Source organism: Streptomyces indicus, assembly GCF_900100315.1.
Classification (GTDB): Bacteria; Actinomycetota; Actinomycetes; order Streptomycetales; family Streptomycetaceae; genus Streptomyces; species Streptomyces indicus.
Map to the genome: position 1 here is coordinate 100992 of NZ_FNFF01000002.1, position 19850 is coordinate 120841.

The following is a 19850-nucleotide window of genomic DNA, read 5'->3' on the forward strand; positions in this document are numbered from 1 at the left end:
CGGGAACGGGGTTCAACCGGCGGGCGCGGGAACGGGGTTGCCCTCTGCCGCACGCCCCGTGAGCGCCTCGAGCCGCTTGATCTTCCGCCGCACCACGTACAGCGGGATCACCCCGAACACACCGAACGCCATGTCGATCACCGACCACCAGAAGGGGATCCCCCGGACCGGCCCGCAGATCAGGGCCAGCGGGACGATCCCGGCGCAGGCGATCATGCCGAACTCGATCACCCAGATGTTCCGCACCGGGTCGCGGTAGGGCCCGTGGAACGCCACGGCGATGACGAGGTGGGCGAAGGCCAGCCAGTCGGTGCCGTAGAGGAGGAACGGATAGTCCGCGTCGGCCGCGTCCAGGCCGGCGCGGACGCGTTCGATCCACTCCATGAGGGCGGGCAGGTGGTCCCCGACGGAGAGCCAGTCCAGGAAGTCCTCGGTCCAGCGCAGCTCGTGGACGAGAGGAAAGGCCGTGGCCCCGCTGAGCACCAGGCAGACGACGAACAGGACCAGCCACGCGCGGATGCCCTTGAGCAGGGCGGCTCGCTCACTCATGGCAGGAGCGTACGCCCGTCGTTGAACACGTTCAAAACTGGGGGTGCGCCGCCGGTTCGTGCTGCCCGGATGCCGAAATGCCATACAAATTCACAAAGTTGACGGTGGTGTCCCCCTCCGGCGCACGGGACCCTCTCGTCGGCGGCGCGCTCCTGCGCTGTGCTGGTACGGCTCCCGGCGGCACCAGAAGGGACCGGCCATGACCGCACAGCCCGACGCCCATCCCCATACCCTGCCCCTCCCCCTCGACCTCCGGTCCGACGAAGCCGTCGCCACCTACGTACAACAGCGCTGGGGCAGGCTCCTGGAGGATGCCGGGGCCGGGGCGGCGCGGCGGTACGAGGAGGCGGAGGCCTGTCCGAGGGAGTTTCTGAGGCGGGCCGCGGACGAAGGGCTGCACCGGCTCGGACTGCCGCAGGACGTCGGGGGTGACGGGTTCGGCCCGGATGTCTGGGGCCGCGTCCTGGAAGAGGTGACCTACCAGTGCGACGAGGCGGCGCTCTCCCTGGTGGTGAGCATGTCGACCAGCATCGCCCAGACCCTGCACCAGTCCGGTGACCCGTATCTGACCGCGCACTACGTACGCCCGCTGGTCACCGGCGAGTTGACGGCCACGCTCGCCTTCACCGAGGACGCCGACTTCTTCTCCTGGGAGACGCGTCTGACTCCCGACGGGGACGGCGGGCTCCTGTCCGGCAGGAAGTGCTATCTGACCGGAGGGCTCCTGTCGGATGTGTTCCTCGTGTACGCGCTCGCGCACGAGGGCCGGCTCGCGGCCTGTCTGGTCCACCGGGACGACCCCGGCGTGGAGCTCACTCCGGCCGGCGGGCTCGGTGCACGCTCGGCCGGGATGGCCGCCCTGACCCTGACCGGCGTGCGGCTCGCCCCCGAGCGGATCCTGACCTGGACCGACGGGCTCGACCACTCGCAGTGGTACCTGAACGAGCGCCGCAGCATGCAGGCCTCGTGGACCGTCGGCCGGATGCGCCAGCTGGTGGACCGGTGCGCGGCCCGGCTGCGCACCGTGACCCGGCAGGGCCGGCCGGTCCTCGACCACGCCAACGTGGCGGCGGGCCTGGGCCGTATGCACATCGCCACCGACGTGGCCCGGACGATGACACACGACGTCCTCGACCGGCAGGCGCGGGGCGAGACGGACCTCGTGTACGACGCGAAGATCTCCGCGGCCAAGCACTTCACCGCGGAACAGGCGCTCCTGATCGCCCAGGAGGCGCTGCGCGTGCTGGGCGGGCACGCCTTCTACGGCGACGAGTACTACGGGCGCTACCTGCGGGACTGCGCCGGCCTGATCCCGGCGGGAGGCACCCAGCACTCCCTGGAGATCACCCTGGGCTCGATGGTGGCCCGGCGCCTGATCTGAACCCGGCGGAACGCGAAAAGGGAGGCTCCCCATGCAATTCCACTTCTCCGGACTGCTGTTGCGCTTCACCGGATACGAACGCAGCGTCACGGTCGAGGCCGACTCCCTTGCGGAGGCGATGCGTTCGGTGCGGGTGCGGTTCCCGCAGCTCGGGCCGGTCCTGTGGGACGACGAGGGCCGGCTGCGGCAGGTGCACCGGCTGATCGTGAACGGCGAGGTCGTGGCCGCTGACACAGACCGGCCCCTGCGGGACGGCGACGAGGTCGAGTTCCTCACCGCGGTCGCGGGCGGCTGATGGAGCCGCGCCTGGTCCGGCTCAGCGAGCCCGGCACCACCACCATGTTCAGCCCGCTCCAGCTGCGGCCGCGGTTCGTCCTCGGCCAGGCCTCGTCCGGCCTCGCGCGCTGGCTCGGGCAGTACGTGACGCCTTTCCCCGCGATGGTGGCGGAGTACGGCAACGCGGTGGTCGTGACCGATCTGCGGATCGACGACGTGCCCGGCCGCCCGGGGTTCACCGAGGCCGCGTCCGTGGACGTGCGGTGCGGCCTCACCCTCGATCCGGCAGGGGAGCGCATGCGGCTCACGGTCGACTGCGCGGCCGGCGGCCGGCCGCTGGCCCACGCGGTCCTGTCGGCCCGGGTCCTCTCGGTGGCCGAGGGCGCCGGTCTGTCGGCGGGCCCCGGGGTGCTGCACGCCGCACTGCGCGAGCGGTTCACACCCGCCGAGACCGTCCCCGTCCCGCGCCCGCCCGACCCGCACCCCGGCCACGGCCCGGAGGTGCTGCCCGAGCAGGAGTGGCGCACCTTCATCAGCCGCAGCCACGCCGAGGTCGCCGACCAGTGGTCGTACATCGAGATGGCCGAACTGGCCACGCAGGCAAGGGAACGGCTGTTCACCGAGGGGCTGCACGGCGAGCTGCCGCCGCACCGCGTGATCGGCACGCCGACCCGCACGCTGCACGCCTTCTTCCGCCGGCCCATGTTCGTCTACGACGCCTGCGTGGTCCGTACGTCCGCACACGCCGTCCCGGACACGGGCGGCCTCTGCTTCCGGCACCGGATCGGGCCGCCGGGCGCGCGCAGGGCGCACCTGACGGTCTGCGAGGTGCTCGAACCGCAGCCGTGAGCAGGGGGTCTACAGCCCCACGATCCCGTTCCAGCGCTTGGCCAGCTCCGGCCGCTCCTTCGGCGTGATGTCCCGGGCGATCGCCAGACGCGTACGCATCGCGTCGTCCGGGAAGATGAGCGGGTCCTCGGCCAGGGCCGCGAGCTCCTCGTCCTTGGAGTTCGCGAGGACGTCGCGGGCCGCGGGGACGGGGCAGACGTAGTTGACCCAGGCGGCGAGTTCGGCGGCGACCTCGGGGTCGTAGTAGTGGTCGATCAGGAGTTCCGCGTTGGCCTTGTGGCGGGCCTTGTTGGGGATCATCAGGGACTCCGACCAGAGCTCGGCGCCCTCCTCGGGGATCAGGAACTCGATCTCCGGCTTGTCGGCCTGGAGCTGGATCACATCGCCCGAGTACGCCTGGCAGGCGAGGACGTCGCCGCTCTCCAGATCCTTGAGGTAGTCGTTGCCGGTGAAGCGGCGGATGTGGCGGGAGTCCACCATCTTCTCGACGCGGTCGCACACCTTGTGGAAGTCGTCCGTCTTCCAGTCGGTGATGTCCACGCCTTCCCCCTGCATCAGCAGGGCGAAGGCCTCGTCGAGGCCGGAGAGCAGGGTGATCTTGCCCTTGAGGTCATCCGCCCACAGGTCGGAAACCGAACGCAGCTCGCGGCCGATCGCCTTGCGGTTGTACGCGATGCCGGTGATGCCCGACTGCCAGGGCACCGTCGACCTGCGGCCCTGGTCGAAGTGCGGGTCGCGCAGGAGCGGGTCCAGGTACTTGGCGACGTTGGGCTGGCGCGAGCGGTCCATCTCCTGGACCCAGCCGAGCCGTACGAAGCGGGCGCACATCCAGTCGCTGATGACGATCAGGTCGCGGCCGGTCTCCTGGCGGTTGAGCAGCGAGGGGCTGATCTTGCCGAAGAACTCGTCGTTGTCGTTGATCTCCTCCGTGTAGTGCACGGAGATCCCGGTGCGCTGTTCGAAGGCGTCCAGCGTGGGCCGCTTCGACTCGTCCTCGTCGTCGGTGTCGATGTAGAGCGGCCAGTTGGCGAAGCTGAGCCGCTTCTCGCGCGCCGACCGGTCGGCCGCGCCCCGGTCCTCGGGACCGATGTACGCGGCCGGCACTCCGCAGCCGGCCAGCGCGCCGAGGGCCGCCGTGCCGCCGAGGGCCCGCAGCAGATTGCGGCGGGACAGGGCGCTGACACTGCGGTGGGGACGGGGCAGGGCACTGACGCTTCGGTTCGTTCGCACTCCGGCAGCTTGCCGGGTGGCCCGGGGGCGGGCAATGGACGGGGCGTCGAGCGGTCCGTTCATGATCGGACACCCTGTCGAGGGCTCCGCCCGACGCGTCCCTCCGTATCGGGTCTGCTCAGGCCTCCGGCAGGTCTTCACCTCCGTATCGCGAGTCCGCTCACACCGCCGGCAGGTTCACCTCCACGTCGAGTCCGCCCTCGGGCCGCGGCCAGGCCCGTACCTCTCCCCCGTGCGCGGCCGTCACCGCCGCCACGATGGAGAGCCCGAGGCCCTGGCCGCCGTCGTTGCCGCGCACGCGGTCGGGCCCGAGGCGGCGGAAGGGCTGGAAGAGCACGGCGATCTGGTCGGGGCGGATGAGCGGCCCGCTGTTGGAGATCCGCAGCGTGGGCCGGCCGTCCCGCAGCCCGGTGCGCAGGCTGAGCCAACTGCCGTCCGGATCGGGCGTGTTGTGCCGTACGGCATTGTCCCTGAGGTTGGTGACCAGGCGTTCCAGGAGCTGGGCGTCGCCGAGGACCGGGGCCGGATCGAGGCGGGACTCGACCCGCAGGGCGCCGTCCGCGGGCAGCAGCTCCCGTACGAGCACGGCGAGATCCACGGGTTCGCGGCGCTCGAGGCCGCGCTGGCTGCGCACCAGGGTGAGCAGCGCGTCGATCATGCGCTCCTGCTGCTGCCCGGCCGCGCGCACCCGGCCGAGGGCGTCCCGCAGGGCCGCCGGATCCGCGGCGGGGTCCGCGAGCGTGATGTCGATGACGGCCTGCTGCAAGGTGAGCGGGGTGCGCAGCTCGTGGGAGGCGTTGGCGACGAACTGCCGCTGGGCCGCGAAGGAGTCCTCCAGGCGGGCGAGGAGGGCGTCGAAGGTGTCGGCGAGCGCCTTGAGTTCGTCGTCCGGGCCGTGCACCGCGAGCCGCTCGTGCAGGTTGTCCGCCGAGATCCGGCGGGCGCCCGCGGTCATGGTGCGCAGCGGTGCGAGCGCCCGGCCGGCCACGATCCAGCCGAGCAGCAGGGACGCGGCGGCCATCAGGGCCAGCGCGAACGCGGACTGCAACAGCAGCGTGTCGAGCTGGTCGGCGCGGGCGCCCGCCACCTCCTTCTCGATGACCGAGTGCAACCCCTGCCCGCCGCCCGGGAGTTCGGGCAGCTGCACGGAGCCCTGGGAGGAGGTGGGCGCCGCCTGCGAGACCAGGACGTAGGTGATGGCGAGCAGCAGCGTGCCTGCGACGACGAAGAGGCCGCTGTAGAGGAGGGTCAGACGCCAGCGGATCGTACGGGGGAAGAGTCCGGCTCGCTTGCCGCTCACAGCCGGTACCCCGCATCCGGCACGCGTGCCGCTCACAGCCGGCACCCCGCATCCGGCGTACGGCGGCTCACAGCCGGTACCCCGCGCGCTCCACCGTCTCGATCAGCTGCGGCTCGCCCAGTTTGCGTCGCAGCCGGCTGACGGTGACCTTCACGGTCTGGCTGAAGGGGTCGGCGGCCTCGTCCCAGGCCCGTTCCAGGAGCTCCTCGGCCGAGATCACGGCGCCCTGCGCGGCCATGAGCAGTTCCAGTACGGCGAACTCCTTGGGGCTGAGCGCCAGTTCACGACCCTCCCGGCTCGCGGTGCGGCGCGCGGGGTCCAGGCGGAGCCCGCCGCGGACCAGGACGGGCGGCAGGGCGGGCTGGGCGCGGCGGGCCAGCGCCCGTATCCGCGCGACAAGTTCGGCGAAGGCGAAGGGCTTGGCCAGGTAGTCGTCGGCGCCCAGGGCGAGGCCCTCGACCCGGTCGGCCACCGTCCCCGAGGCCGTGAGCATCAGGATGCGGGCGCGGCTGCCGCCCCGGGTCAGGGCGGCGCACACCTCGTCACCGTGCAGTCCGGGCAGGTCGCGGTCGAGGACGACCACGTCGTAGCCGTTGACCCCGGCCCGCTCCAGGGCCGCGGGCCCGTCGAAGGCGAGGTCGACCGCGATGCCTTCGCGGCGCAGTCCCCCGGCGACCGTCTCGGCCAGCTCCACATGGTCGTCGACCACCAGCACGCGCATGCCCGCAGTGTGCCGACGGCCTGGTTACGGCGGCGTAAGCGGTGACCCCGAGAGCGCTTCCGGACTGTTCCCCTGCCGTAACCGGTCACGCGGTGTCCTGGGTCCGCACGGCCGGCACCGCAGACCGGCCAAGGACACCCAGGAGGGCCCCATGGAGGAACCCATGCACGTACCGCCCATGCCGCAGCACCCGCCCGCCCCGCCGCCCCGCCCGGCGCGTGCCAGGACGCGGCGGCTCGTGGCGGCCGGCGCGCTGCTCTCGGCGGCGGCCCTCGGCACCGTGTTCTCCGTGCAGGCCATGGCGTCCGACGGCGCGACCCCGCCGGGTTACGAGCGGCCCGACCCGGCTGCGGACGGAGCGCCCCTCGAAGAGGGGAACTTCGCGTTGGGCGGCGGCGACAAGAAGGCCGGGGCGCGGTTCGCGATGGTGCTGATGCTCAAGGGCGGCGACCTCGGCAAGGTGAAGCAGGGTGCCGCGGACTTCTCGGAGTGCATGCGCGACAACGGCCTGAAGAACTTCCCCGACTTCGAGGTGTCGAAGGCCGGGGACGGTGTACGCCTCGAACTGACCGGCAGCGGCAAGCAGTTCGACCCGCACTCCGCGGCGTACGAGAAGGCCTACAAGACCTGCGCCCCGATCATGGAGAAGGCGGGCGCACCCCTCCCCGACCGGCCCGCACCGCCCGGGAAGCCGGGGCCGCCCGGCAGGACCGGCCCCGAAGGGCCCTCCCTGCACGAGGAGTTCGAGGACGCCGGCATACCGGGCACGTCCGAAGCCACGTAACACCGAAGCCGCACCAGGCCCCTGCAACGCCGAAGGGCGGCCCCGCACCGCGGGACCGCCCTTCACGCAACCGTCAGGCCGCTCAGCCGATGGACGTCATCACGTGCTTGATGCGCGTGTAGTCGTCGAAGCCGTACGCCGAAAGGTCCTTGCCGTAACCGGACTTCTTGAAGCCGCCGTGCGGCATCTCGGCAACGAGCGGGATGTGGGTGTTGATCCACACACAGCCGAAGTCCAGCACCTTGGACATGCGCATCGCGCGCGCGTGGTCCTTCGTCCACACCGAGGAGGCGAGCGCGTAGTCCACGCCGTTCGCGTACTCGATCGCCTGCTCCTCGGAGGAGAAGGACTGGACGGTGATGACTGGGCCGAAGACCTCGTTCTGGATGATCTCGTCGTCCTGCTTCAGGCCCGAGACGACGGTCGGGGCGTAGAAGTAGCCCTTGTCGCCGACGCGGTGGCCGCCGGCCTCGACGCGGGCGTGCGCCGGGAGGCGGTCGATGAAGCCGCTGACCTGGGCCAGCTGGTTCGGGTTGTTGAGCGGCCCGTAGAGCACGTCCTCGTCGTCCGGCATGCCGGTCTTGGTGTCGGCCGCGGCCTTGGCGAGGGCCTGCACGAACTCGTCGTGGATGGACTCGTGCACGAGCACGCGGGTGGCGGCGGTGCAGTCCTGGCCGGCGTTGAAGAAACCGGCGACGGAGATGTCCTCGACGGCCTTGGCGATGTCGGTGTCCTCGAAGACCACGACGGGCGCCTTGCCGCCGAGCTCCAGGTGGACGCGCTTGAGGTCCTTGGCGGCGGACTCGGCCACCTGCATGCCGGCGCGCACGGAGCCGGTGATGGAGGCCATGGCGGGGATCTTGTGCTCCACCATCAGGCGGCCGGTGTCGCGGTCGCCCGTGACGACGTTGAACACGCCCTTCGGGACGATCGAGCCGATGATCTCGGCCATCAGGACGGTGGAGGCGGGGGTGGTGTCCGAGGGCTTGAGGACCACGGTGTTGCCCGCGGCCAGCGCCGGGGCGAACTTCCACACGCCCATCATCATCGGGTAGTTCCACGGCGCGACCTGCGCGCAGACACCGATCGGCTCGCGGCGGATGATCGAGGTCAGACCGTCCATGTACTCGCCGGCCGCGCGGCCTTCGAGCATCCGGGCGGCGCCCGCGAAGAAGCGGATCTGGTCCACCATCGGCGGGATCTCTTCGCTGCGGGTCAGGCCGATGGGCTTGCCGGTGTTCTCGACCTCGGCGGCGATGAGCTCCTCGGCGCGCTCCTCGAAGGCGTCCGCGATCTTGAGCAGGTACTTCTGGCGCTCGGCGGGTACGAGGTCGCGCCAGGCCGGGAAGGCGGCCGCGGCGGCCTCCATCGCGGCGTCGACGTCGGCCTGTCCGGACAGCGGCGCCGTGGCGTACGCCTCGCCGGTGGCCGGGTTCACCACCTCGGTGGTGCGGCCGTCGGCCGCGTCCCGGAATTCGCCGTTGATGTAGTTCCGCAGACGACGCAGTTCGGTGCTCACTGCCCGGCCCTCCTGTAGTGGTGCTTCCCTTGGGCGTACGCCCGTACTTGTCCAGTACGTGAGACCACCCACCCTAGACCGACGACCGACGCTTTCGACATACCGCTTAGGTCACAACTACGGAATCCGCGCAATCGGAAGCGCCAGACAACGGATTTCATCGCTCAGGGCTTGCAAAAGCGACGACCTCTCCTGCACAGTGGGCTCGTGGCCAGTCGCAGCGCAGAGAACAGCCCGAGCAGTGGCAAGACACCCGGCGGTGTCGACGCCGTCTCCCTGGCGATCATCGAACAGCTCCAGGAGGACGGGCGCCGTCCGTACGCCGCCATCGGCAAGGCCGTGGGCCTGTCCGAGGCAGCCGTGCGGCAGCGGGTGCAGAAGCTGCTCGACCAGGGCGTGATGCAGATCGTCGCCGTCACCGACCCGCTCACCGTGGGATTCCGGCGCCAGGCGATGCTCGGCATCAACGTCGAGGGCGACCTCGATCCGGTCGCCGACGCGCTGACGGCCATGGACGAGGTCGAGTACGTGGTGCTCACCGCAGGCTCCTTCGACCTGCTCGCCGAGGTCGTCTGCGAGGACGACGACCACCTGCTCGACGTCATCAGCAAGAGGATCCGCACGCTTCCCGGCGTGCGCTCCACCGAGAGCTTCGTCTACCTGAAGCTCAAGAAGCAGACCTACCAATGGGGATCCCGATAACCATGGGCCAAGGCCAGGACCTCTCCAAGACCGCCTACGACCACCTCTGGATGCACTTCACGAGGATGTCGTCGTACGAAAACGCACCGGTTCCCACCATCGTGCACGGCGAAGGCACCTACATCTACGACGACAAGGGCAAGCGCTACGTCGACGGCCTCGCCGGCCTGTTCGTGGTCAACGCCGGTCACGGTCGGGTGGAGCTCGCCGAGACCGCGTTCAAGCAGGCGCAGGAGCTGGCCTTCTTCCCGGTCTGGTCCTACGCGCACCCGAAGGCCGTGGAGCTCGCCGAGCGCCTGGCCGACTATGCGCCGGGCGACCTCAACAAGGTCTTCTTCACCACCGGTGGCGGCGAGGCCGTCGAGACCGCCTGGAAGCTCGCCAAGCAGTACTTCAAGCTCAAGGGCAAGCCGACCAAGTACAAGGTCATCTCGCGCGCGGTCGCCTACCACGGCACCCCGCAGGGTGCCCTGTCCATCACCGGACTCCCGGCCCTGAAGGCCCCGTTCGAGCCGCTGGTGCCCGGCGCCCACAAGGTCCCGAACACCAACATCTACCGCGCCCCGATCCACGGCGACGACCCCGAGGCCTTCGGCCGCTGGGCCGCCGACCAGATCGAGCAGCAGATCCTCTTCGAGGGCCCGGACACCGTCGCCGCGGTCTTCCTGGAGCCGGTGCAGAACGCCGGCGGCTGCTTCCCGCCGCCGCCCGGCTACTTCCAGCGCGTGCGCGAGATCTGCGACCAGTACGACGTACTGCTCGTCTCGGACGAGGTCATCTGCGCCTTCGGCCGCCTGGGCACGATGTTCGCCTGCGACAAGTTCGGCTACGTGCCGGACATGATCACCTGCGCCAAGGGCATGACCTCGGGCTACTCCCCGATCGGCGCCTGCATCGTCTCGGACCGCATCGCCGAGCCGTTCTACAAGGGCGACAACACCTTCCTGCACGGCTACACCTTCGGCGGCCACCCGGTCTCCGCGGCCGTCGGCCTCGCCAACCTGGACATCTTCGAGAAGGAGAAGCTGAACCAGCACGTCCTCGACAACGAGGGCAACTTCTTCGCCACGCTCCAGAAGCTGCACGACCTGCCGATCGTCGGCGACGTCCGCGGCAACGGCTTCTTCTACGGCATCGAGCTCGTCAAGGACAAGGCCACCAAGGAGTCCTTCACGGACGAGGAGACCGAGCGCGTCCTGTACGGCTTCCTCTCCAAGGCCCTGTACGACAACGGCCTTTACTGCCGCGCCGACGACCGCGGCGACCCGGTCGTCCAGCTCGCGCCGCCGCTGATCGCCGACCAGTCGACCTTCGACGAGATCGAGCAGATCCTGCGCACCGTCCTCACGGAGGCGTGGACCAAGCTGTAGGCCAGGCGGTACGCCAGGCTCCGAGCACACAGCGGACCATGACGGCCCGGGTGCCCCGTTCGAGTGAGAACGCGGGGGCCCGGGCCGTTTGGTGTCCGCCGTATTCCGGTTCGTCCCTACGGTTCGTGTGACCGATCGGCCGCGGCACTCGTTCGCCCTTAAGGGGTACGCGACTTGCGCCCGCCCCGCGCCGTCAGCTCACGGCCGTACACGACAGAACCGAGGTGTTGCGCCATGGTGGCCCCGCCGGACAACAATGTGCTCTGGGCCCGCGCCCTGCACGTCTCGCTGGGCGGCACGCCCGCCCTCACCGGAGTCTCCCTCGAAGTGCGGCAGGGCGAGATCCTCGCCGTCACCGGACCGCGCGGCAGCGGCAAGACCACCCTGCTCCAGTGCCTGTCCGGCCAACTGCTCGCGGACCAGGGCGAGGTGTGGTTCAACTCGGTGCCGGTGCACACCATGAGCGCGCCGGTGCGCGAGCGGCTGCGCCGCGACCGCTTCGGCTGGATCGACCCCGAGCCGGCCCTGGTGCCCGAGCTCACCGCGTGGGAGAACGTGGCGCTGCCTCTGATGCTGCGCGGCGTCCCGCACCGCCCGGCGCGCAAGGCCGCCGCGGAGTGGATGGAGCGGCTCGACATCGGCGCCTGCGACCGCAAGCGCCCGCACGCCCTCGTCCAGGCCGAGCGCCAGCGCGTGGCCATCGCGCGCGCCTTGGTCACCGAGCCGACGGTGCTCTTCGCGGACGAGCCCACCGCGCCGCTGCACCGCGCCGACCGCGCCCACGTGCTGCGCACGCTCACGACGGCGGCGCGCTCGCACGGGGTCACGGTGGTGCTCGCCACGCACGATGCCGAGGTGGCCGCGCTCGCCGACCGCGCGGTGCAGCTCCTCGACGGGCGCCGGGTCAACTCGGTGCGGGTGCCCGGGCCTTCGGCCGCGGCCGACCTCCCCGCGCCCACCGATGCACCGGCCGCCGCCGGTCCGCAGTCCGCCCCCGCCTCGGAAGGGACGGCGTGCTCGCTCTCCGTCTAGCCCGCGGCACCCACCCCGTCGTGCTGCTGCGCCGGCTCGCGGTCGCGGCCGCGTCGGCGGGCACGGGGTTCCTGCTCCTGTGCACGATGGGGTACGCCCTCGGCCACCCCGACGCCGGGCGCTCCTCCGTACTGCGGCTCCTGTGGTGCGTGCCGCCGCTCGCCGCGACGGTGCAGCTGGCGGTGGCCGTGGCCCGCACCGACCCGCGCACGCGCGTGCACCGCGGCCTGTCCGCGGTCGGCCTCGGCTCGCACCGCCTGATGCTGCTCGCCGCGGTGAACACGCTGCTCTCCTGCACCCTCGGCTCGATGCTCGCGCTGCTGTTCTTCCTGCATCTGCGGGGCGACCTGAGCGGGCTCCCGCTGGACGGCGACGGTGCCGAACTCCTCGGCGCCGGCCAGTCGTTGCCGCTCGCCGCCGTCCTGACGCTGCTCTCCCTCGTGCCGCTCGCGGCCGCCGCGGCGTGCGCGGTCGTGCTGCGTCCGCGCCGCCCCCGTACCGCCGATCTGCGCGACCCGGCCGAGCCCGAGCCGCCCGCCCCGGCGCCCAACGGACTGCCGTGGGGCGTGGCCCTGATGGCCGTGGGCCTGTCGGTGGAGCTGTACGCGGCGGGCGGCGGCGGGCAGGGCCTTCCGCTCCCGGGCCGGCTCGTGTCCACGCCCGCCGGGGTGCTCGCGGGCTGGGCCGTCACGGCGCTCGGCCTGGCGTTCGCGGGACCGGGGCTCACGTATCTGTGCGGCCGGCTGCTCCAGGCCTGGCGCCCCGGCGCCGCGCGCCTGCTCGCGGGCCGGGTCCTTCAGGAGCAGGCAGCCCGGATCGGGCGGCCGCTCGGCGTGGTGTGCGCGGTGGGCTCCGGGGCGATCGCCGCGCTCTTCCTCTACGAGGGTCCGGCGACCTCGTTCGGACCGCTGACCGCACTCGGCGGCTCGCTGGTCGCGGGCTGCACCCTGCTCGCGCTGGCCACGGCTGCGGTCGAGGCCCGCCAGGCGCGGGCGCACACCACGGCGGCGCTGGTGCGCCTCGGGGCGCCGATGTCGCTGCTGCGGACCGCCGTGGGCCTCAGAGCGCTCGCCCTGCTGGCCGTGTTCGCGCCGCTGACCTGCGTCATCGCCTTTCTCGCTGCGGCACCGCTGACGAGCTGAAAAAAATTCTCGCGAGGGCCGATGAGTTCCGCCGAGGCCCACCGTCTATCCCTGCGTAACGAACATCAACGATCTCTTCGACACCACGATCTCTTCGATAACAGGAGCGGACGACATGGCCGGCAACGCGTACCAGCAGATGGTCTTCATCAACCTCGCCACCAAGGACATCGACGCGGCGAAGAAGTTCTACTCGGAGCTCGGCTACACGATCAACGAGCAGTTCAGCGATGAGAACACCGCATCCGTGGTGATCAGCGAGAGCATCGTGATCATGCTGCTCGCCGAGGCGAAGTTCAGCGAGTTCGCCTCGAAGCCGATCGCCGACTCCAAGGTGGCCAACGAGGCGCTGATCTGTCTGAGCGCCGAGAGCCGCGAGGCGGTGGACGAGCTGTGCGACCGCGCCCTCGCGGCGGGCGGCTCGCAGGCGAAGGACCCGCAGGACTTCGGCCAGATGTACGGCCGCTCCTTCCAGGACCCCGACGGCCACCACTTCGAGGTCATGTGGATGGACCCGGCGATGGTCCAGGGCTGATCCTGAACCCATGACCGGAGTCTCGAACACCCCGATCGGACTCACCCAGGGCACCCGCACCCCGGGCGGCATCGGCGAGTCGACACTCCGGCCGGACGGGACGCTGAAGACCACCGGCGAGTTCGCCTACGCCTCGGACCTGTGGCACGAGGACATGCTGTGGGGCCACACCCTGCGCGCCCCGCCCGCCCATGCACGCATCACCCGCCTGGACACCGGTCCGGCCCTGCAACTGGCCGGTGTCCAGGCGGTGTTGTCGTACGAGGACCTGGCGCACGCGAAGACGTACGGCCTGGAGATCGCCGACCAGCCGGTGCTCTGCGACGGCCGGGTGCGCTTCCACGGGGAGCCGGTCGCGCTGGTCGCGGCCGACCATCCGGAGACCGCGCGGCGGGCGGCCGAGCGGATCGTCGTGGAGTACGAGGTGCTGCCCGCGGTCACCGACGAGGCCACCGCGACCGCGCCGGACGCTCCCGTCCTGCACCCGGACCGCACCGACGCGCACGCCCGCCATGTGCCGCACCCCAACGTCGTGCACCGCCAGCCGATCCTCCGCGGCGATCTCGCCGCGGCCCGGGCGCGGGCGGATGTGATCGTGACCGGGGACTACGAAGTGGGCATGCAGGACCAGGCGTTCCTCGGCCCCGAGTCGGGACTCGCGGTGCCGGCCGAGGACGGCGGCATCGACCTGTACGTGTCCACGCAGTGGCTGCACGTGGACCGCAAGCAGATCGCGCCGGTGCTCGGGCTGCCCGAGGAGAAGGTGCGGCTCACGCTGTCCGGCGTGGGCGGGGCGTTCGGCGGCCGCGAGGACCTGTCGATGCAGGCCCACGCCTCCCTGCTCGCGCTGCGCACGGGCCGCCCGGTGAAGATGGTCTACAACCGGTACGAGTCCTTCTTCGGCCATGTCCACCGGCATCCTGCGAAGCTGCACTACGAGCACGGGGCCACGCGCGAGGGCCTGCTCACGCACGTGGCCGCGCGGATCGTGCTGGACGGGGGCGCGTACGCCTCCTCGACCCCGGCCGTGGTCGGCAACGCGGCCTCGCTGGGCATGGGCCCGTATGTCTGCGACACGGCCGCCATCGAAGTCCTCGGCCTCTACACCAACAATCCGCCCTGCGGGGCGATGCGCGGCTTCGGCGCGGTGCAGGCCTGTTTCGCGTACGAGTCGCAGATGGACAAGGTGGCGGCCGGACTGGGCCTGGATCCGGTGGAGTTCCGGCAGCGCAACGCGATGGAGCAGGGCGCGGTGATGCCCACCGGACAGGTCGTGGACTCCCCCGCGCCAGTGGCCGAACTGCTGCGCAGGGTCCGGGAGTTGCCGCTTCCTCCGGTGGAGCCGTGGACCGCGGCGGGCGCCACGGCCGATCTGCGGGAGCTGCCCGGCGGCCTGTCCAACACCACGCACGGCGAAGGGGTCGTGCGGGGCGTGGGCTATGCGGTCGGTATCAAGAATGTCGGGTTCTCCGAGGGCTTCGACGACTACTCGACCGCACGCGTCCGGCTTGAAGTGATCGCAGGGCAGCCGGTGGCGACCGTGCACACCGCGATGGCCGAGGTGGGCCAGGGCGGGGTGACGGTGCACGCGCAGATCGTCCGTACAGAGCTGGGCGTCTCGCAGGTGACGCTGCGGCCGGCCGACACCTCGGCGGGCAACGCGGGGTCCACCTCGGCCTCGCGGCAGACGTATGTCACCGGGGGCGCGATCAAGCACACCTGTGAGGCGGTACGGGAGGCCGTACTCGCCCTGGGGCGGCGGAAGTTCGGCTGGCGCAAGGACGGGCTGCAACTCGTGGGCGGCAAGGTGGCCGGGCCCGACGGGACCGTGCTCGCCGACCTCGTGGACGTACTGGGAGAGGAAGCCGTCGACCTGGAGCGGGAGTGGCGGCACCGGCCCACCCAGCCCTTCGATCCACATACGGGGCAGGGTGACGGGCACGTCCAGTACGCGTTCGCGGCGCATCGCGCCGTGGTCGAGGTGGACGTGGAGCTCGGCCTGGTGAAGGTGGTGGAGCTGGCCTGCGCGCAGGACGTGGGCATGGCGCTCAACCCGCTGTCGGTGGTGGGGCAGATCCACGGCGGCTCGACGCAAGGGCTCGGGCTCGCGGTGATGGAGGAGATCGTGGTCGACCCGGCGACCTCCCTGGTCCGCAACCCGTCCTTCACGGACTATCTGATCCCGACGATCCTCGACACCCCGCCCATGCCGGCCGAGATCCTCGAACTCGCCGACGAGCACGCCCCGTACGGCCTGCGCGGAGCGGGCGAGGCACCGACGCTCTCCTCGACCCCGGCGATCGTCGCGGCGATCCGCCAGGCGACGGGACGTCCCTTGACGCGGGTGCCGGTCCGCCCGGAACACATCACGGGGACGTGAGCTCCCGCGTCCCGGCCCGCGCGGGGCGGGGCAGCAGCAAGGGCGTGGCGAGCAGCAGCACCCCCGCCACGGCGAGCGCCGCGCGCGGTCCGACCAGTGCGGCCAGCAGTCCCCATACGGCGACCAGCACGGCGGTGGTCCCCTTGGCGGCCACCGACCAGGCGGACAGCACGCGGGTGACGTGATCGGCGGGCAGCGCGGTGAGGCGGCGGGTGGCGAGCACCGGACTGTAGACCGCCGCGCAGGTGATGAGGGCGAACTCGACGGCCATGACGAGCGCGAGACCGCTCGCGCCGGAGTGCACGAAGGCAAGACCGAGCGGCCAGCAGGCACGGAGCACCCCGGCCGTCCGGAGCACCTTGTCCTCGCCGTACCGCGGGACGAGCCGGCGCGCGAGCCGCGAGCCGAGCAGACCACCGAGGCAGGGCACGGCGAAGGCGAGGCCGTACTGCCAGGGTGCGAAGCCGAGCGGACCGAGCATGAGGACGGCGAGCAGCGGGGCGCCGGTCATGATCAGCGCGTTCACGAGCACCGTGTTGAGGAACAGCGGGCGCAGGGCCGGATGGGCCCACAGGAACCGGAACCCGTCCCCGAGCCGCGCCCGGCCCTTGGCCGCCGCGTGCGCGGGCGGCTCCTCGTCGCCGCCGATCGCGCGGATCCCCAGCGCGGACAGCAGAAAGCTCACCGCGTTGACCGCCACGGTGAGCACCGGCCCGAAGATCCCGACGACGGCCCCGCCCACCGGCGGTCCGACCAGGGTCGCGGTCCACATGGTCGACTCGAACCGGCCGTTGGCGGCGAGCAGCTGATCGCGGGGCACGAGCGCTTTGAGGGTGGCGCCACTGGCCGCCGTGAAGGCGATGTCCGCCGCGCCGACCACCACGGAGACGACCAGGAGCTGGGCGAGCGTGAGCACATCGAGCACGTACGCGAGCGGAACGGTGAGCAGCGAGGCGCACCTCACCGCATCCATCCCGATCATCACGGGCCGCTTGCGCCGGAACTCCATCCACGGCCCGAGCGGCACCGCCACCACAGCCGCCACGGCGGGTCCGACGGCGGCGAGCGCGGAGACCCCGGCGGGCCCCGTGTGCAGCACGAGCACGGCGATCAGCGCGAAGGCGTCGAAGGCGAGCCAGGTCCCGAAGATGCTGACGGCGTAGGCACCCCAGAGCCGGCGGAACGCCGGGCCGAGCGCCTGGCCGTTGACGCCCTGCTTCGCGTGCTTCACACCCTTCTGCGCGTGCGTCACGACCTTCCGCCCGCCCTTCAGGCCCATACGCACTTGACCACTGCGTGCCCGGAGACTGCTGCCCGGGCGTAGAACGCCGTCAGGTTTCTGTGCTGCGCGAGGAGGAAATTCCTGGCCGGCTCGGCTCCCCCGAAGCCACTGCCCAGCTCGGCACGGGCGGCCGTCCACAGCGCATCGAAGGAGACCTGACCGAGGAAGTCCGCCGCCTGCGACACCCCCGGTGGCTCCAGCAGCATCAGAGGCGGATCGGAAGGGTCGGCCCCGGGCCTGTGCGGCACCGGGCGACCGCCGTAGACGGGCAACGCCCACGGCTGCCCGCCCTCGGCGTGGGCACCCGGACGTGCGGCCGCGGCGTACAGCCGGTCGACGAACTCCCAGACCTTCTCGACCGAGGTGGCGATACCCGCCTCAACCTCAGCGGCGTGAGCGCCCCACGCCCGGCCCATGAACTCCGCCAACCACCCGTGATCGTCCCGGACCTCCGACTTCGCGACCGCACGAAAGTGCAGATGAATGCTCACCCCGACAGCGCTCCCGCATCGGCAGCCCGCCGATCGGGCCGAACGCACAGAACCTAGACGACGGCACTGACAACCGGCCGGCCGGCCGGTCACCATCCCCTGGTCCCCTGATCCCCAGGCCGCCCTGGCCTCCAGTCCCCCGGTCCCAGGTCCCCGACGCACAGCCCGAGGCACTGAACGGGCGCGGCCCGCGGGCACGGCCGTAAGCTGGCGACCGTGCCCGACCATGTGACGCCCGACCAGCTGACGCCCGCCCGCCGGACGCCCGACCATGTGACGCCCGCCGACGTGACGACCCCGTCCACGGACCGCGAGATCGAGACGCTCGCAGAGTTCGACGCGGTGCTCGCCCGCGGTTCCCTCGCCCACCACCGCATCCAGGGCGTGGACCTCACGGAGCGCACCTTCGCGCTGCTCGGCACGGACACCGAAGGCGCCGTCTTCCTCGGCTGCGCGATGGAGCCGGACGCGGCGGCCAAGGTGCGCGCGGGCGGCGCCCTCGTGTTCCCGCCGGTGCCCGGCCTGCCCTTCGACCCGTACCGCGGTCATCTGTACACGCCGGACGAGCTGTTCCAGGGCCTGTCCACCTCGTACGAGGCGACGCCCGACGCCCGCGCGTACCGCTGGTTCCAGGAGACGAAGACCGACGGGGACGTGTTCGCGTCGATGCTGCGCGCGGTGCACGACGACTCGATCTCGGACGCCCTGGACGAACTCCTCGTCGGCGCACGCGTGGTGGGCGTGATGGGCGGGCACGCGATGGCCCGCGGCACCGAGGAGTACGCGGGGGCGGCCCGGCTCGGCCGCACCCTGACCCGGCACGGGTTCACGGTCGCGACCGGCGGCGGACCCGGGGCGATGGAGGCGGCGAACCTCGGCGCGTACGCGAGCGTGCACGAGGACGCCATGCTGGACGAGGCCCTCGAACTCCTCGCGAAGGCACCCTCGTTCACCCCGTCCGTCACGGACTGGGCCCAGGCCGCCTTCGCCGTACGGGAGCGCCGACCGGGCGGGGGCGCGTCGGTCGGCATCCCCACGTGGTTCTACGGCCACGAACCGCCGAACGCGTTCGCGGCCCACATCGGCAAGTACTTCGCCAACGCGACCCGCGAGGACGGCCTGCTCGCCCGCTCGAACGCGGGCGTGATCTTCCTGCCCGGCGCGGCCGGCACAGTGCAGGAGATCTTCGACAACGCCACCCCCAACTACTACTCCTCCCGCGGCGAACCGACCCCGATGGTCTTGGTCGGCCGCGCCCACTGGACCGAGAAGCTCCCCGCCTGGCCGCTCCTCCAGGCCCTCGCGAAGGACCGCGCGATGGAGCCGCGGATCGCCCTGGTGGACTCGGTGGACGAGGCGGCGGAGACGTTGCAGCGGCTGTGACGCATGGCCGGCCGGTCCGGTAATGACCCGCTTGCGCACCGCAGTTGGGGACCGACGGTCAAGCCGGGGTCAAGACTGCACCCCGGCTCTCCTCAGTGCATTGACGCTGCGTCATCGGCGCTTGTAAACGTGTGGGGACCGTGAGGGTGCTGAGGCCGGAGCTGCGCGCTCCCCCCTCTCGCGCTCTCTCTCCTGTTCTGACCCCACGAAGGACGACCGTGTCCGTATCCCCCCGTATATCCGCACGCGCCGCGCGCCTGGCCGGTGTCGCGGCCGCCGCCACGGCCCTCACGCTGGGCGCGGCCGGCTCCGCGCTGGCGTGTGACATCAGCGAGTTCAGCGCCGCCGCCACCTGCACCGGCGAGCAGGGCGTCATCACCGTCACCGACAAGGACCCGTCGGGCGTTCCGGCGACCGTCACCGTCTTCCGGCAGACCGGCGACGGCGCCGAGAAGCTGATCGGCAGCCAGGAGGTGAAGGGCAGCCGCGAGGGCACCACCATCACGTTCGCGGAGGACTGGCAGCCGAAGGCCACCTACCGCGTGCACGTGAAGGCCGGCGACCAGGTGGACGCGGACATCGAGCCGCACCTCACCACCCCCGACAAGGGCTGCAAGGCGGACAAGCCGAGCGAGCCCGCGACGCCGAGCCCGTCGACCCCGGCCCCGTCTACACCGGCCGAGACGGCCACACCGACGCCGTCGGCGCCCGCGCAGCCGGAGGAGCCCACCTCGGAGCCGTCCCCGGCGGGTGACTCCAACCTCGCCGAGACCGGCTCCAACAGCAGCACCGGCCTGATCGCCGGACTCGCCGCGGCGTTTGTCGCGGCCGGCGCGGGCGTGATGTTCGCCCTGCGCAAGCGGGGCTCGAGCAGGGGCTGAGGTTCCGGTCCGGACCGGCACACCGGTCGTACGGGGAGGGCCG

Annotated in this window: 19 protein-coding genes; 12 read left to right on the top strand and 7 right to left on the bottom strand. The window is 71.6% G+C overall.

Annotation, left to right across the window (positions count from 1 at the left end; genetic code table 11):
• Nucleotides 1–12: 12 nt before the first annotated feature.
• The gene (locus BLT97_RS06965) at nt 13–549 is read right to left on the bottom strand and encodes a hypothetical protein (protein ID WP_093607888.1); all 537 of its coding nucleotides are present in this window, start codon (nt 547–549) and stop codon (nt 13–15) included.
• 199 nt (nt 550–748) lie between these two features.
• Here BLT97_RS06965 and BLT97_RS06970 point away from each other — a divergent pair, with 199 nt between their 5' ends.
• Genes BLT97_RS06970 through BLT97_RS06980 form a run of 3 tightly spaced genes read left to right on the top strand, consistent with a single transcriptional unit; the run spans nt 749 to nt 3055 of the window.
• Nucleotides 749–1930 carry an acyl-CoA dehydrogenase family protein gene (locus tag BLT97_RS06970; RefSeq protein WP_093607889.1) on the top strand — a complete coding sequence of 394 codons (1182 nt, stop codon included), beginning with the start codon at nt 749–751 and terminating at the stop codon, nt 1928–1930.
• A 31-nt stretch (nt 1931–1961) separates the two neighbouring features.
• Nucleotides 1962–2225, top strand: a complete 264-nt coding sequence (locus tag BLT97_RS06975; RefSeq protein ID WP_093607890.1) for a MoaD/ThiS family protein — start codon at nt 1962–1964, stop codon at nt 2223–2225.
• On the top strand, nt 2225–3055 hold the full coding sequence (locus BLT97_RS06980; RefSeq protein ID WP_093607891.1) for a hypothetical protein: 831 nt from the start codon (nt 2225–2227) through the stop codon (nt 3053–3055). Before BLT97_RS06975 ends, BLT97_RS06980 begins: the two co-directional genes overlap by 1 nt.
• A 9-nt stretch (nt 3056–3064) precedes the next feature.
• Here the strand turns inward: BLT97_RS06980 and BLT97_RS06985 are convergent, their stop codons facing one another.
• The 3 genes from BLT97_RS06985 to BLT97_RS06995 form a co-directional block, all read right to left on the bottom strand.
• Nucleotides 3065–4228, bottom strand: coding sequence for an ABC transporter substrate-binding protein (locus BLT97_RS06985; RefSeq protein WP_245769224.1), 1164 nt, complete (start codon nt 4226–4228; stop codon nt 3065–3067).
• 217 nt (nt 4229–4445) lie between these two features.
• Nucleotides 4446–5585: a sensor histidine kinase gene (locus tag BLT97_RS06990; RefSeq protein WP_093607893.1), complete on the bottom strand. Its 1140-nt coding sequence runs from the start codon at nt 5583–5585 to the stop codon at nt 4446–4448.
• Nucleotides 5586–5652: 67 nt separating this feature from the next.
• Nucleotides 5653–6306: a response regulator transcription factor gene (locus BLT97_RS06995; RefSeq protein ID WP_093607894.1), complete on the bottom strand. Its 654-nt coding sequence runs from the start codon at nt 6304–6306 to the stop codon at nt 5653–5655.
• A gap of 151 nt (nt 6307–6457) precedes the next feature.
• On the opposite strand from BLT97_RS06995, the gene BLT97_RS07000 reads away from it, so the two are divergent.
• On the top strand, nt 6458–7090 hold the full coding sequence (locus BLT97_RS07000) for a hypothetical protein (RefSeq protein WP_093607895.1): 633 nt from the start codon (nt 6458–6460) through the stop codon (nt 7088–7090).
• 82 nt (nt 7091–7172) lie between these two features.
• On the opposite strand, the gene BLT97_RS07005 is transcribed toward BLT97_RS07000, so the two are convergent.
• Nucleotides 7173–8609, bottom strand: coding sequence for a gamma-aminobutyraldehyde dehydrogenase (locus BLT97_RS07005; protein WP_093607896.1), 1437 nt, complete (start codon nt 8607–8609; stop codon nt 7173–7175).
• Nucleotides 8610–8816: 207 nt separating this feature from the next.
• Here BLT97_RS07005 and BLT97_RS07010 point away from each other — a divergent pair, with 207 nt between their 5' ends.
• From BLT97_RS07010 to BLT97_RS07035, 6 genes are all read left to right on the top strand, one after another.
• Nucleotides 8817–9311: an Lrp/AsnC family transcriptional regulator gene (locus tag BLT97_RS07010; RefSeq protein ID WP_176953684.1), complete on the top strand. Its 495-nt coding sequence runs from the start codon at nt 8817–8819 to the stop codon at nt 9309–9311.
• Complete coding sequence (locus tag BLT97_RS07015) at nt 9296–10681, top strand: aspartate aminotransferase family protein (RefSeq protein WP_093607897.1); 1386 nt, start codon at nt 9296–9298, stop codon at nt 10679–10681. Before BLT97_RS07010 ends, BLT97_RS07015 begins: the two co-directional genes overlap by 16 nt.
• Nucleotides 10682–10915: 234 nt before the next feature.
• The gene (locus tag BLT97_RS07020; RefSeq protein WP_093607898.1) at nt 10916–11713 is read left to right on the top strand and encodes an ABC transporter ATP-binding protein; all 798 of its coding nucleotides are present in this window, start codon (nt 10916–10918) and stop codon (nt 11711–11713) included.
• Nucleotides 11695–12855 carry a hypothetical protein gene (locus BLT97_RS07025; RefSeq protein WP_093607899.1) on the top strand — a complete coding sequence of 387 codons (1161 nt, stop codon included), beginning with the start codon at nt 11695–11697 and terminating at the stop codon, nt 12853–12855. The genes BLT97_RS07020 and BLT97_RS07025 overlap by 19 nt, the downstream gene beginning before the upstream one ends.
• A gap of 115 nt (nt 12856–12970) precedes the next feature.
• Nucleotides 12971–13390: a VOC family protein gene (locus BLT97_RS07030; protein ID WP_093607900.1), complete on the top strand. Its 420-nt coding sequence runs from the start codon at nt 12971–12973 to the stop codon at nt 13388–13390.
• Between the two features lie 10 nt (nt 13391–13400).
• Nucleotides 13401–15770: a xanthine dehydrogenase family protein molybdopterin-binding subunit gene (locus BLT97_RS07035; RefSeq protein WP_093607901.1), complete on the top strand. Its 2370-nt coding sequence runs from the start codon at nt 13401–13403 to the stop codon at nt 15768–15770.
• Here the strand turns inward: BLT97_RS07035 and BLT97_RS07040 are convergent.
• Both BLT97_RS07040 and BLT97_RS07045 read right to left on the bottom strand, forming a co-directional pair.
• Nucleotides 15757–17049 carry an MFS transporter gene (locus BLT97_RS07040; RefSeq protein WP_093607902.1) on the bottom strand — a complete coding sequence of 431 codons (1293 nt, stop codon included), beginning with the start codon at nt 17047–17049 and terminating at the stop codon, nt 15757–15759. The two genes, BLT97_RS07035 and BLT97_RS07040, sit on opposite strands and share 14 nt — an antisense overlap.
• Nucleotides 17040–17543 (bottom strand): DUF1877 family protein, encoded by a 504-nt coding sequence (locus tag BLT97_RS07045; protein WP_093607903.1) that lies wholly within the window; start codon nt 17541–17543, stop codon nt 17040–17042. The genes BLT97_RS07040 and BLT97_RS07045 overlap by 10 nt, the downstream gene beginning before the upstream one ends.
• A 273-nt stretch (nt 17544–17816) precedes the next feature.
• On the opposite strand from BLT97_RS07045, the gene BLT97_RS07050 reads away from it, so the two are divergent.
• Together BLT97_RS07050 and BLT97_RS07055 are read left to right on the top strand one after the other, a co-directional pair.
• A complete protein-coding gene (locus BLT97_RS07050) occupies nt 17817–18926 on the top strand; it encodes an LOG family protein (protein ID WP_176953706.1) in 1110 nt (369 codons plus the stop codon).
• A 218-nt stretch (nt 18927–19144) separates the two neighbouring features.
• Nucleotides 19145–19807 (top strand): LAETG motif-containing sortase-dependent surface protein, encoded by a 663-nt coding sequence (locus tag BLT97_RS07055; RefSeq protein ID WP_093607905.1) that lies wholly within the window; start codon nt 19145–19147, stop codon nt 19805–19807.
• Nucleotides 19808–19850 lie beyond the last annotated feature (43 nt).

Bases quoted from the DNA above. Each gene is read 5' to 3' on its own strand.
- BLT97_RS07035 (WP_093607901.1), top strand. From the start codon at position 13,401: ATGACCGGAGTCTCGAACACCCCGATCGGACTCACCCAGGGCACCCGC.
- BLT97_RS06965 (WP_093607888.1), bottom strand. From the start codon at position 549: ATGAGTGAGCGAGCCGCCCTGCTCAAGGGCATCCGCGCGTGGCTGGTC.
- BLT97_RS07030 (WP_093607900.1), top strand. From the start codon at position 12,971: ATGGCCGGCAACGCGTACCAGCAGATGGTCTTCATCAACCTCGCCACC.
- BLT97_RS06980 (WP_093607891.1), top strand. From the start codon at position 2,225: ATGGAGCCGCGCCTGGTCCGGCTCAGCGAGCCCGGCACCACCACCATG.
- BLT97_RS07040 (WP_093607902.1), bottom strand. From the start codon at position 17,049: ATGGGCCTGAAGGGCGGGCGGAAGGTCGTGACGCACGCGCAGAAGGGT.
- BLT97_RS07015 (WP_093607897.1), top strand. From the start codon at position 9,296: ATGGGGATCCCGATAACCATGGGCCAAGGCCAGGACCTCTCCAAGACC.
- BLT97_RS07020 (WP_093607898.1), top strand. From the start codon at position 10,916: ATGGTGGCCCCGCCGGACAACAATGTGCTCTGGGCCCGCGCCCTGCAC.
- BLT97_RS06975 (WP_093607890.1), top strand. From the start codon at position 1,962: ATGCAATTCCACTTCTCCGGACTGCTGTTGCGCTTCACCGGATACGAA.
- BLT97_RS06970 (WP_093607889.1), top strand. From the start codon at position 749: ATGACCGCACAGCCCGACGCCCATCCCCATACCCTGCCCCTCCCCCTC.
- BLT97_RS06995 (WP_093607894.1), bottom strand. From the start codon at position 6,306: ATGCGCGTGCTGGTGGTCGACGACCATGTGGAGCTGGCCGAGACGGTC.
- BLT97_RS07000 (WP_093607895.1), top strand. From the start codon at position 6,458: ATGGAGGAACCCATGCACGTACCGCCCATGCCGCAGCACCCGCCCGCC.